This window comes from Acidiferrobacter thiooxydans (assembly GCF_003333315.1).
GTDB classification, from domain to species: Bacteria; Pseudomonadota; Gammaproteobacteria; order Acidiferrobacterales; family Acidiferrobacteraceae; genus Acidiferrobacter; species Acidiferrobacter thiooxydans.
This window is the reverse complement of sequence record NZ_PSYR01000002.1, coordinates 40,533-52,513: the sequence shown is the minus strand read 5'-3', so window position 1 is coordinate 52,513 and position 11,981 is coordinate 40,533. Positions and strand designations below refer to the sequence as shown.

Here is an 11,981-nt window from a genome sequence, read left to right as displayed (position 1 = left end):
ACTGATCATGACTGCAAACGCCAGATCTGGATCTGGCGGCCTTCGCCCAAGGCGAGATAATGGCCGTGTGGGGAGACCGCCAGACTCCAGGCCTGGTGAGGGATCTTCTGAAGGAGGTGGTGATGATCTCCATCCCAGATTTCGACGGTGTTGTCGATACCGGCTTCGATCAGATAGCGGCCATGGGGGGTGTAGCGTAGGGCTGAGATTTTAGTGCCGACCGGTCCCGACTCGCCCGCTACCTGAGCGCCGGTGCGAGCATTGTAAACACGAATCACATTGGCGGCTCCCATACCGGCGCTCCAAACACCCATCGCCACGCTCTGATTCCGAGAGTTCCAGGCGAGAGCCATAGGAGGATAGCTTGGGCCAAGTCTCGGCTTTCCCGGACCCCACCATTGAGACATGGGAAACGTTCCAATCAGCCGCACAAGGGCATGACGTCTCAGATTAACAAGCGCAATCTGCTGTTGGAACCCCACCTCGCTGCTGTTATTCGTCCCACCCCCCAACGCCGCCCAATGTCCGTGCGCACTCACGGCGAGTGCATTGGGCTCGAAGGGCCGCGTGGCCAAGGCCCAGCGAATGGCCCAGGTGCGGGTGCTGTAGACAAAGAACGCGTCCTTGGGGGCTAGACCCCCCTCCCCACGGATCCAAATCAGGGAATGACCGCGGGGACTGAAAGCGAGCGCCTGGCATCCACCCTGGCTAGGGGGATCCTGGATCTGGCCCACAATCGCCCCCGTATGAGGATTCCAGACATCGATAGAGACATCCTGACAGGAAGCCAGCAAGCGCCCATGCGGACTGAAGGCCAACGGCGTGGTCACCATGATATCGGAACCACTGCGCCGAAACCGCCGCACCACCCGGTCTTTTCGCCAATCCCAGAGCTGTACAAAGGCGGTTTGCGGAGACGAGGCGGCGAGATAACGGCCATGGGGACTGAAGGCCAAGCCCCAGGTGCCGTGGTCTTCTGGCAAGGTCGCGACTTCGGTGGCGACGGTCTCGCTATACTTCCCCAGATGCAAGACGCCTTTTACCCAGGAGCCGAGGCTTGCCTGGGCGAAGACAGGAAGACACAACAGAAACAGGAAGGTCAGGATCCTGAGGAATCGATGCGCGCGATGTACCCAAGAGCGGGTACGACCAGGGGCGGGCACACCGCCTGTTAGGCTCTCGCTACCCAGATACCCGTGCCCGATAGGCCCAAGCCGCCGCCGACTTGCCGATAGAGAGAGGGGACGTCTGATCGGGGTGCGATGCGCCCTCTGGCAATCCGCGGTCATGACACTATCCCGCCTGTGTTTTGCGGAATCGACAGTGGCATAGACCGGCTTTTCATCGCTCATACTCAGCATCCTAATTCTCCCTCATACGGTCGCCCGTACGAGATGGGGAGTTGCACTTCCCTCTGCGGCGTCTTCCGGGGGTACCGCATCGGCCTTGCTGCCTAAAGTCACCACCACATCCACGTGCAGGGTCTTTGGCAATCCATGCGCGATGAAGAGCATCGTCACCTGGCCTTTGAGCTGGTTAATGGTTTGGGCGAAGTGTTCGGCCGTCTCCTGATCGAGATTGCTGGTCGCCTCGTCGAAGATCAGGATCTTCGGTTTCTTCAAAAGGGCGCGGGCAATGGCCAGGCGTTGCTTCTGGCCCCCTGACAGGCCCACGCCGCGCTCGCCGATCTCGGTCTGATACCCCTCGGGCAGCTGCTCGATGACGGCATGGATTTCCGCCATCTTGGCGGCCTGCACGATCTCATCGAAGGTGGCCTGCGGGCGGGCCAGCAGGAGGTTGTCATAGAGCGTCCCGGCAAAAAGGATCGTTTCCTGCGGCACCACACCCAGATCCTGGCGCAGATCGTTGGCCGCGAGATGGCGGATGTCGGTGCCATCGATGCGGATGGTACCCGCCGTCGGATGATAAAACCCCTGGAGGAGCTTCGTGAGAGTGCTTTTGCCGCACCCCGAGGGTCCCGTGACCGCGACGACCTGACCGGGCGCGATACGCACATCGAAATTCTCATACAGAAACGGCCGGTCGTCTCCGTAACGAAAGCTCACGCCCTCCATCGCGATGGCGCCGGCCCGTGACCGTTGGCGGCTCGGGACCACCGTATAGGGTTCCGGGGGCGCGTTCATGACATCGCCAAGCCGTGCTACAGCGAGCCGCGCCTCCTGGAACTGCTGCCAGAGGCCGACTAAGCGCAGCATGGGTTGCGAGAGCCTGGCGGCGAACATCTGAAAGGCCACCAGCATACCGACCGTAAAGGAGGTGCCGTTCATGACGTAATAGGCCCCGTAAATCAGGATGACCAACGATAAGGCCTGCTCGAGACCATTGGCCACGACGTTGTAGGTGTTGGCGATCTGACGCGCCTCGAACCCCGAGCGCAGAAACTGCGCCCAGTAATCCCGGTAGCGCGCATTCACCGTAGGCTCCATCTGCAGGCTCTTGACGGTCTCGACGCCGGCGATGTATTCGGTGGCAAAGGCCTGGTTGCGCGCGCCCAGAAGATACTGCTCGTTCAAGCGTTGCCGGAAGATGGGCGCGATCACGAGGCTTATTCCCACCACGAGCCCGATCAACACAAGCGCGATCAGCGTCAAGACCACGCTGTAATACAACATGATGGCGACAAAGATCACGAGAAACGGCAGATCCAGGATCAAGGTGACGGCAGCCCCCGCGACAAACTCGCGGATCGTCTCAACGCCGTGCAGGCGGGTGGTGATCACGCCCGTCGGCCGGTGCGCGAAATAGCCAAGCGGCAATTTCAAGATATGCTCGAAGACGGCCGCGCCCAGGACCGCATCGACACGGTTGCCGGTGTGCAAGACGAGATACTGGCGCACCCAGCTCAACACCGCCGAAAACAGCAGGAACATCCCCATACCGACACCGATCACGATCAAGGTGCTCTCTGCATGATGCGTGATCACGCGGTCTATGATCACCTGCGTGAAAAGCGGGATCGCCAAGGCGAGCAGCTGGATCACAAGCGAGGCCCCCAGCACCTCGCGCCATACCCGCTTATGCCGCAACAGCTCAGGAATGAACCACCAAAACCCAAAGGGCCGCGTGCGCGCCAGGGCGTCATCGGGATCTTTCAAAAGGGTCGCGGCGCGCGCCAGTTGAAAGACTCGCCCGTTCGTGCGCGCCGCGAATTGCGCAAGCGGCCACGTGACCGGCACATTGGTCCCGGCCTCGAAGAGCGTGACAGCGGTGTCTGTGACCTGAATCAGAAGCGCGGGGCGCGCCGATGCGCCGGCGGGTTCCGGGGACGCGGAATCGGCCCCTGCCGATTCGGTGGCGCCTTGGGTGGGGACAGTTTCATCGGGCGCCGAATTGGGCGTCGCATCGGCCGCCGCTTCGGCCGGGGTTTCCTGGGGGGTTTTGAGCAGCGCAATGCACGGGAGCGTCAGGGTGCCGAGGTTTTCGCTGTCGCAATGTGTCCCTTGAATGCGAAAACCCAACGCCCGCGCCATTCGGATCAGCGATTCGGTGGTGTACGGCGGCGCGTACTGGCCCACCAGCAAAGGAGGATCGAAAGGTTTCTGATTGAGGGCACAAAAGCTGCCGAGGACCCACACCACATCGTCGAGCGCCAGGGCCACGGCCGGATCCGCAGCGGCCATGAACCGAAAGAGCCGTGCGCCCCCCGCGCGCATCAGGGCCGCGCCCATCGCCGGGCGCACCGCGCATACGCGCTACCCGCGTCTCCCGCCCCCACACGGTGCGGCGCGCCGGACGCGCTTTGGCCTATGGCCTGCCAATGGCTTCGGTGCGTGTCCCTGGGCACGCCCGCCCCCTTATTTTCGTTACGAACCTTGTCGTGGGCGCGATCCGGCCTTGGCCCGCCTATCCTCGTTAGCTACGAACTGTACTGAATTCGAGAATCAGGTGTCAATAAGATCCTCCATAAATGCAATTACACTGTATTTCTTACGTGACATTTATCAATCGAAACGGGAAGGATTTGGGAGATGTTGTGCCAAGCCATTGGCAGCATTGCGAAATCGCATTACAGTGACGTCCATGAAGCTTTTGTTTGTTCATCAAAATTTGCCTGGGCAGTACCTGCACCTGATCCGTCATTTTGGGGGGGATCCGCGTCATCAGGTCGTGTTCCTCACCCAGCGTCACGACATCCAATGGCCCGGCATCCGCATCGTCGTCTACCGGCCGCACCGGTCGGTGACGCCCGGCGGGCATCACTACCTGCGCGACACCGAGGCCGGCGTCTTGAACGCCCAGGCCGTGGCGCGGGCCGCCCTCGATCTGCGCGCCTCCGGGTTCGTGCCGGATCTCATGATCGGCCACAACGGCTGGGGAGAAATCTGGTATCTGAAGGACGTCTTCCCGTCCACGCCGCTTTTGGGGTATTTCGAGTTCTTTTATAAGCGGCACGGCGCGGATGTGGGCTTCGATCCGACCGTACCTACACCCTTCGACGATGGTCCGCGGGTGCGCACCAAGAATCTCGGCAATTTGCTGGCCTTGGATACCGTGGACGCTGGGCAATGTCCCACAGCGTGGCAAAAATCACTGTACCCATCGCGCTATCATGACCTTTTGCATGTCATCCACGAGGGCATCGACACGGCACGCGTCAAGCCCTCGCCGTCTGCTCAACTGCAACTTGCGAACGGCTCGGTGTTGACGGCCACCGATCCGGTGGTTACGTACGTGGCGCGCAATTTGGAGCCCTATCGCGGCTTTCCGACCTTCATGCGCTGTCTGCCCGATGCGCTGGCGCGTCACCCGAAGGCCCAGGCCGTCATCGTCGGTGGGGATGAGGTCAGCTACGGGCCGCGCTTGCCCTCGGGTCACACCTTTCGGCAAGCGCTGCTCGCGGAACTCGGCACCTCCCTTGATCGCAGCCGCGTGCATTTCCTGGGGAAGGTCCCCTACCCGACCTTCTTGACGATCCTCCAGATCTCGACCGTCCACGTGTATCTGACGCAGCCCTTCGTATTGTCCTGGTCGCTTCTGGAGGCCATGGCAGCCGAATGCGTGGTGGTGGCGTCCGACACGGCCCCCGTGAGAGAAGTGATACGAGATGGCGACAACGGTCTTCTCGTCGACTTCTTTTCCTCAGCGGCCGTGTCCGAACGGATCGGGGCGGTCTTACGCGACCGGGCGAGCTACACCGAACTCGGCCGCCGGGCTCGTCAAACCGTGTGTTCCGGTTTTGACCTCAATACCATCTGCCTGCCGCGCCACTTAGCGCTCATTGCACAATTGACGGGCATCGACGTGTCGTCCGCGCAGCGCTCTCCACAGCAGGGCGTGGCGTGAAGCCGCCCTCCCATCTCGCCTAAACGGTCACAAGCCGCGAATCAAGACACCTGCGGAGGCCTGCCCCAATGTCGTGTGACTCGCGGGCTCGTAAAGCCCATTCACAATGGGCGACTGGCCCCATTGGTAGCGGTCTTCGGCGTAACTTGCGTAGACGCTCACATCGCGATCGATGTTGTACGTCACGCGAATGCCGTACCCAACCCACTGACGTGCGCCCAGCGCAAACGTCTGATGCGGCGCAAAGGTCGCTGTCATCGTGGGGTGGATCAGACGTCCCGCCTCGGCCGACACAGAGAGCACCACGGGCCCCATGGCATGCTCGAAAGCCAAGCGGCCGGCCGCGTAAAAGGCGTTGTAGGTTTCATGATCCCCGTCGCTGGTCCGCCGTTCCCAATGTTCATCCCCGGCCATGATGCCAGGCACGATGGCCAGATTCGGAAGCGCCGAGAGCGCAAAGGCGTAATTCACCCACAGCCTCGCCTCGGTCCGATCGTTGCCCGTGTGTGACATCAGGGGCGTGTAGGTGGCCGTCTTGTAATCCTGCGTGAACCCCTGGTAAGCCGTGGTCCCTTCCGTATACGCGGCCACCGCGCCGTATCCAAGGTGATCGCCCTGATGCCGATAACCAAGGGCGCCCCCGCGCAGGATCCCGTGCTCGGAATCCGCAATGGGACCATACGGCGATGAAGAGCCGTTCGGGGCATATTCGCTGTAGTGCTCGAAGATTTGCCGATATGCGAGTTGCCAACCGCTGTCGCTGCGCCGAATCTGGCGAGACACCGGTACAAATGTCACGGCTTGTGCGCACGCGGCACCCCCGAGCACACCCAATACCAGGGCGATCGCGACATGTCTCGTGGTAGTGACCATCCACCCTCCCCCGTTTTTATCGAAACCGTGTCAGATACCCCAACATCCATGGCCAAGACAGTCACCGCCATGCCCATAACAGCGAAAGGCACAGTGCGCTTGAGGTGGTGAAGTGTCCCCGCCGTGGCGGCTGCGTGTCCCACCAATCCTTATCGCCAATCCTGATAAGGTATTGCGTGAGGGCGCGCCCCGGGGGCGTATGGTATTTAACGAGAGGGCATCCTCTAGAGACGCCTTCTGACCGTGCCACCCGAGGCGCTTTCCCAATTGGCGCCTTTACGCACGAGATTTTGCTGTTTATATTGACGCGGTTGCAACCTATAAAGTCTCCGTGTGCCTATCCTAACATATAGCCGACCTCGATGTTGTGTGGGCCACCCAGGGATCCGGGCGCTTGCATGCGCTGTCTCTTTCTGTGGTGTCTCTTGCCAGGAAGCGGCCGCACAAATAGTCCGGACGCTCTGGGGCCCACCCCTCGCTATCAGTTCCGGCCGACTGGGCGTGTGGAATCCCGCCATTGCCCGCGATGGCGCGGGCGATGTGACCGCCGCCTGGGTGCAAAAAACCGCCTTGTCAGTTGACGGGTTCGGCCTCGCCACCCTGCCTATAGGCGCAAATCGCTGGATGCCTGCGATAACCGTCGATGACAAGAACGGTGGCGGCTACCCGTCTCGACCGGCAATCGTCCGTACGCAAGGACGTATCATACTGGCGTGGAATTATCAGGGTACGCGCGCCGCTCACAACCGCCTCATCGCCGCAATCGTACGGCCCGGGCCACCGCTTGCAGGCACCCTGCGCATCCTGAGCCCTCTCGCCCAGAATTTCGCTTCGCACCCCCCTGCCATGATCCGGGACTCCGAAGGAGATACCTTTGTGGCGTGGGTACAGCAAGGCCGCGCCCAGTCTTCCCAGACCATTTTTGCGGCCATCCAACCCAAGGGAACAACCGATTGGCAGGGCCCATTTAGAGTGGCGAGGCCAGCGCGCACTATCTCGGGGGTCACCCTGGTCTCCGGCGCGAAAGGCCTTGTCTATGCGATCTGGCCGCAACGCTCCCGCAGATATGTGTCGATCAAGGCGGCCATCCTCCACCCTGACGGGACAAGGGATGCCCGGGCCGAGACCATCATGCGGACCCCGGCTTCGCACAGTCTTTTTCATGTCACAAGCGCGGTTGGATCAGACGGTCGCATCGTGGTCGCCTGGGGAACCTATGACCCCCGTTTCGGCCGTAATCTCATCATGGCGGCCCGACATGAAGAGAAAGCGGCCTCCTGGAGTCCGCCGGTCATCATCAGTTCCCGCAGGCAGGGCAATGCCCGCCATCCGGTCGCAGCCGCCAATATGGAAGGAACGATTTTGGTTGCCTGGCGACAGCACCGAGCCCGGGGTGGGGCCATAGACGCCGCCTTTCTGCCGTCAGGTCATCGTGCATGGCGCCGCCCGGAACAAGTCGTGGCGCCACGATCTGAAAAAGCGCGCCCCGGCCGGCCCGCGTTGACCACAGACAGCGCGGGAGATTTCATCATGGCGTGGCGACAGTTTATAGGTGGCCAGACCCGGATAGACGCGTCCGTCCGGCAAACGACGACAAAACGCTGGACACCACCGATCATGGTCAATGACCCCAGCATCGGCGAGAACACCGCTTTGCGCGACATCCCCTCCCTGCTGAAAAAACGGCTCATTGCTCTCTATGGAGCCCCGGCCGGACCCCGGGTGAGCAATCCGGTCCTCGGTGGCGACACCCGCGGGCCCGTCATCGCCGTGTGGTCGCAGGGCAACAGTCAATATACTGCCATCTATGCGAGCCGTTACCGGTAAGGACCATGCCAACACATGTCTTCCGCAACGTAGACCGCGCCGTCCCCCGGGGAGTTTTTTTGGCCACCTTGAGGTATTCAGGCGGTGTTTCTGATCGTGAGCGTGAAAGTTACCCCATCGCGGAATCCCGGGGAACTAATGACATGGACACCCCCTACCCTTACCCTAGCGGTGGTGCCCAATTGAGAGTACAGGTGAGTCAATCAGAAAGCCGGAGGAGTGACGATGAAGACGATGACACGAATCGGTCTTGATATTGCCAAACAGGTGCTGCAGGTCCACGGCGTCGATGAGCACGGGGTAGTAAGAATCCGTAAGACCCTGGCGCGCGCCCAGGTGCTGGAATTCTTCGCGCAGTTACCGCCGTGTACGGTCGGCATGGAGGCGTGCGCTGGCGCGCATTATTGGGGCCGCGAGCTCACCTGGCTCGGGCACACGGTCAAGCTCATGGCGGCGCAGTTCGTGACCCCCTACCGCAAGCGCGGCAAGAATGACGCAAACGATGCCGAGGCCATCTGCGAGGCTGTGGGTCGGCCCAACATGCCCTTCGTGGCGATCAAGACCGAGGAGCAGCAGGCGGTGCTGATGGTGCACCGGGCACGAAGCCTGGTGGTGGCGAACCGGACCGCCCAAGTGAACCAGATCCGGGGGCTCCTGGGGGAGTTTGGCCTGACCGTACCACAGGGTGTGGCCTCCTTGCGCACGCACCTCCCGCGCCTCCTGGAAGATGCCGAGAACGGGCTGCCGATGCTCGCCCACGAGGTGCTGGCCGGGCTACTGACGCAGCTCCACACCCTCGATCAGGACATCGCACAGTATGACGCCAAGATCCGCGCGCTTGCCCAGGCGAGCGAACCGGCGAGGCGGCTCATGCAGGTCGCGGCGATCGGACCTCAGACGGCCACGGCGCTGGTGGCGAGCATGGGCGATCCGCATGTATTCCAGAGTGGGCGCAATTACGCCGCCTCGCTGGGATTGATCCCCCGACAGCATTCGAGTGGCGGCAAGAACCGCCTGGGCGCGATCACCAAACAGAGGGATCGCTACCTGCGGACGCTCCTCGTGCATGGCGCGCGCGCCTACCTGCGCGTCGTCGACAAGAAGACCGATGCCAAAAGCGTCTGGGCGCGCCAACTCAAAGAGCGTCGACATGTGAACGTCGCGGCGGTTGCCTTGGCCGCCAAACATGCCCGTATTGCCTGGGCGATGCTGGCCCGGGGGACTGAGTATCGAACCGAGAGTGCTCCGGAGGCCGCGGCCTGACGCAGGCTGGCTACCGAAAGCGTTCACGGATCGTGTTGTTGCCATGGAGGTGCTACTCGCCAGGATTGCTAGAGCGTAGAAGCTGATGGAAGCAGGTCAGACCGCCGCGGGATAAGCCTGATAAACTGAACGGTGGATCCCACACCGAGCAACTTACGAGGCTCCTGCGAGCGAATGTCATCAGGGCCCGCGTCGACGGACGCATCAGAGGCCGGATATATTTATGCAGTCCGACCCTAATCCCAAAAGCCAATACGTGCTTGCAATGTAGGGGGTGTCCATATATTCAGTGTAAGATGCGCGCCGAACCCCACAATCCGATGACTGTGACACGGCAAGGCAAGACCACCAATCGTTTTGGTACCATTTTGGTACACCGAGTACCGAAAGTCGTGCCCATCTGAAGGAAAGACTTGGACAACTAAAGTCGTAATATGAAGGGGTTACGCTCTAAGGCATTGATTCCTATGGGGCGTTTGTGTGTATGGGGTTCAGGTGGTCGGAGGTTCAAATCCTCTCGCCCCGACCAACATCCCCTATATAATCAAGTAGTTCCAACACACTTTCCCGCAGCCTTCGGTTTCAACAAAACGAGTGCGGGACTTTTGCGGGACTCCACCCCGCAGACCCGATTGGCCGCCTCGATGAGCTGACTGAGTTCCGTCGCCGAATAGTGGTCGGTGATACGCGTCGATTTATGGCCGAGCAAGTCCTGGTTCACTTCCTTCGAGACACCACTCGTTCCGGTCCCGTCGTTGCCCTACCGGCCATCAGGGCCACGCACTGTTTTTACTGATACGCGTCGTTTTTGACCGTCCCGCCGATACTGCTACTGGGTCTAGGGCCGTCAGAGAAACGCCGCAACCAGAAACTTTGTCGCCCCACCTGTCCCATCGAGAGGCACCATGAGGTTGGCAGTGGCTAGTCTACGCGTTCACGGAAACGAGGAGGCGTTGGGGGCTTGGCGTACACATCGAAGCTTTAACGGGCTGGGGCTACACCTTGCGACCAGTTTCCGTAAGCCATGCAGCAGAGGCATGCTTCCAGTCCCCGAACTACGTATTGGGACTGGATACGCGGAAACTTCATTGCCGCCAAAGGCTGCAATCGCTCGCATCCGACAAACCAAAGCCCCTCGATAGGCCAAGATTCGCGCCTTGCGCGAATCCACTACCAGCGAATTCCCGAACTGACGGGTACCTTAAGCTGCTCCCCGGCCTTCAGCAAACCCCGGTCGAGCGTATAGACCCTCTTCGCTCCGTGGTTCGTGGCTATGGCGAGATGCAGCGCGTCTCCGGCACGAATCCCCGTATCCGCTGGAGTCAGAAGCTGCGCGGCCGTCACGAAATCGCCGACGCTCGGGGCGAGGAGGACAAACGACTGCACCAAGAGCTGCTCGAAGGTCTTGCGAATGGCCTCTGCCTGCACTTCGTCGAATTCACCCATGCGCACACGCCGCGACACAAGGCTTGCCAGCTCCACCCGGGTCCATTGGGACGTGGCCAGTTCGTCTTCGCCGTCGCGAAGGAACGCCTCCACGGCGTCGCTCGACTCCTCAGGCATGACCAGGGGCCACGAAACTCGTGTCGAGATAGAGCACTCAATAGCCTTCGTCGCGCAAAACGCGCAGGAGCTCCGCGCTTGAGGCCCGTGCTCGAGGAAGGCTTGCCCGAAAGGCCGCTAAAGACGGCAAGGGTTTGAGCGAGCCATGCGCCGACACCACACGCGCGACCGGCTTGCCGTGGCGTGTAATAACCACCTCCCCGCCCGCCTCGACCATGTTCAAGATTTCGCTCAATCGCGCCTTGGCCTCGACCAGACTGATGGTCTCCATTAAGAAAGCCTCACTGACCAGAGTAATGGTCATTATAATACACAGCGGGCCATGCCAACAGAAGAGACTAGTCATTAGTTCCACCGTCCACAAAGCAGTGTTTCCGTATGTTTCAATCAACTCGCCTGAAAACAGAGTTCCGGCTGCTGTCTACATCGGGGTGGTTTCGATCAGTTCGTAGGCCCGCTTTTGGGCGGCATTGGGAATAGTGAGAACCGGGAAGGTCGACCCCTCTCCGTTTGTATGCGGCACACGACAAGTATTACGCACCACGGTGGCCAGATCCGCGAGCAAGGTCTGGAAGCTGTGCCACTCCTGCCTTGATATAAAGACTCACGTCTCATGGTGAATGGTTAATAGTTTGCCAATGGCAATGACATTGTATAGTAGATGAGAACGCTTATGTCATAAGCGGGTTACTGAACCTCCGTCTGGACCGCGCAGGCGATGCATGAGCCGCTGGATGCGCTTGCGGTTCACAAGCACGCCGTCGCGCTCCAGCCGGTCCCTAAGGCGCCGCGAGCCCAGGAAGGGATGCTGGAGGTGGAGGGCATCGAGCCGCTTCATGAGCGCCAGATCGTCCTCGGAGACCACAGGTCTCCCCTGGTAATACACGCTCGAGCGGGGCACGCCAAGCCACGCGCATTGGCGTGCGATCGGCACCACCGGATTCTCGCGCTCGACCCGTTGGAGTCTCTCAGCCGTGGTCATTTGCCGAGCACTCGTGCGAAAAAATCGTTCTGGACCGTAAGCTCTCCAATCTTGGCCAGCAAGGCCTCGCGATCGCTGGTGGGTGTCGTCCCCGTGGGCTTGCCGAAAATGCTCGCCGCCTGGTCGATCAACTGCCGGCGCCACTGGGTCACCTGGTTCGGATGGACCT

10 protein-coding genes are annotated in these 11,981 nt (G+C 60.9%); 3 read left to right on the top strand and 7 right to left on the bottom strand.

The window, feature by feature from the left end; genetic code table 11:
* Window positions 1-5: 5 nt before the first annotated feature.
* Both C4900_RS07380 and C4900_RS07375 read right to left on the bottom strand, forming a co-directional pair.
* Window positions 6-1,031 carry a WD40 repeat domain-containing protein gene (locus C4900_RS07380; protein ID WP_147267155.1) on the bottom strand — a complete coding sequence of 342 codons (1,026 nt, stop codon included), beginning with the start codon at window positions 1,029-1,031 and terminating at the stop codon, window positions 6-8.
* Between the two features lie 342 nt (window positions 1,032-1,373).
* Window positions 1,374-3,701, bottom strand: a complete 2,328-nt coding sequence (locus C4900_RS07375; protein WP_211306829.1) for a peptidase domain-containing ABC transporter — start codon at window positions 3,699-3,701, stop codon at window positions 1,374-1,376.
* A 340-nt stretch (window positions 3,702-4,041) separates the two neighbouring features.
* Between C4900_RS07375 and C4900_RS07370 the strand changes: the two genes are divergently transcribed.
* Complete coding sequence (locus C4900_RS07370) at window positions 4,042-5,304, top strand: glycosyltransferase family 4 protein (protein ID WP_065968890.1); 1,263 nt, start codon at window positions 4,042-4,044, stop codon at window positions 5,302-5,304.
* 27 nt (window positions 5,305-5,331) lie between these two features.
* Here C4900_RS07370 and C4900_RS07365 read toward each other — a convergent pair whose 3' ends face one another.
* Window positions 5,332-6,177, bottom strand: a complete 846-nt coding sequence (locus tag C4900_RS07365; RefSeq protein ID WP_065968889.1) for a hypothetical protein — start codon at window positions 6,175-6,177, stop codon at window positions 5,332-5,334.
* A gap of 1,530 nt (window positions 6,178-7,707) precedes the next feature.
* Between C4900_RS07365 and C4900_RS15830 the strand changes: the two genes are divergently transcribed.
* Together C4900_RS15830 and C4900_RS07355 are read left to right on the top strand one after the other, a co-directional pair.
* A complete protein-coding gene (locus C4900_RS15830; RefSeq protein ID WP_147267154.1) occupies window positions 7,708-8,004 on the top strand; it encodes a hypothetical protein in 297 nt (98 codons plus the stop codon).
* Window positions 8,005-8,229: 225 nt separating this feature from the next.
* Window positions 8,230-9,267, top strand: a complete 1,038-nt coding sequence (locus tag C4900_RS07355; RefSeq protein WP_114282848.1) for an IS110 family RNA-guided transposase — start codon at window positions 8,230-8,232, stop codon at window positions 9,265-9,267.
* A 1,170-nt stretch (window positions 9,268-10,437) separates the two neighbouring features.
* Here C4900_RS07355 and C4900_RS07350 read toward each other — a convergent pair.
* The 4 genes from C4900_RS07350 to C4900_RS16000 all read right to left on the bottom strand — a co-directional run bounded on the left by C4900_RS07350 (window position 10,438) and on the right by C4900_RS16000 (window position 11,964).
* Complete coding sequence (locus C4900_RS07350; RefSeq protein WP_065969886.1) at window positions 10,438-10,830, bottom strand: type II toxin-antitoxin system VapC family toxin; 393 nt, start codon at window positions 10,828-10,830, stop codon at window positions 10,438-10,440.
* A 37-nt stretch (window positions 10,831-10,867) separates the two neighbouring features.
* On the bottom strand, window positions 10,868-11,101 hold the full coding sequence (locus C4900_RS07345) for a type II toxin-antitoxin system Phd/YefM family antitoxin (RefSeq protein WP_114282847.1): 234 nt from the start codon (window positions 11,099-11,101) through the stop codon (window positions 10,868-10,870).
* A gap of 405 nt (window positions 11,102-11,506) precedes the next feature.
* On the bottom strand, window positions 11,507-11,812 hold the full coding sequence (locus C4900_RS07340; protein WP_114282846.1) for an IS3 family transposase: 306 nt from the start codon (window positions 11,810-11,812) through the stop codon (window positions 11,507-11,509).
* On the bottom strand, window positions 11,809-11,964 hold the full coding sequence (locus C4900_RS16000) for a hypothetical protein (RefSeq protein WP_170132465.1): 156 nt from the start codon (window positions 11,962-11,964) through the stop codon (window positions 11,809-11,811). The genes C4900_RS07340 and C4900_RS16000 overlap by 4 nt, the downstream gene beginning before the upstream one ends.
* Window positions 11,965-11,981 lie beyond the last annotated feature (17 nt).

Coding starts and splice junctions, on each gene's coding strand:
- C4900_RS07350 (WP_065969886.1), bottom strand. CDS start 10,830: ATGCCTGAGGAGTCGAGCGACGCCGTGGAGGCGTTCCTTCGCGACGGC.
- C4900_RS07365 (WP_065968889.1), bottom strand. CDS start 6,177: ATGGTCACTACCACGAGACATGTCGCGATCGCCCTGGTATTGGGTGTG.
- C4900_RS07340 (WP_114282846.1), bottom strand. CDS start 11,812: ATGACCACGGCTGAGAGACTCCAACGGGTCGAGCGCGAGAATCCGGTG.
- C4900_RS15830 (WP_147267154.1), top strand. CDS start 7,708: ATGGCGTGGCGACAGTTTATAGGTGGCCAGACCCGGATAGACGCGTCC.
- C4900_RS07345 (WP_114282847.1), bottom strand. CDS start 11,101: ATGGAGACCATCAGTCTGGTCGAGGCCAAGGCGCGATTGAGCGAAATC.
- C4900_RS07355 (WP_114282848.1), top strand. CDS start 8,230: ATGAAGACGATGACACGAATCGGTCTTGATATTGCCAAACAGGTGCTG.
- C4900_RS07370 (WP_065968890.1), top strand. CDS start 4,042: ATGAAGCTTTTGTTTGTTCATCAAAATTTGCCTGGGCAGTACCTGCAC.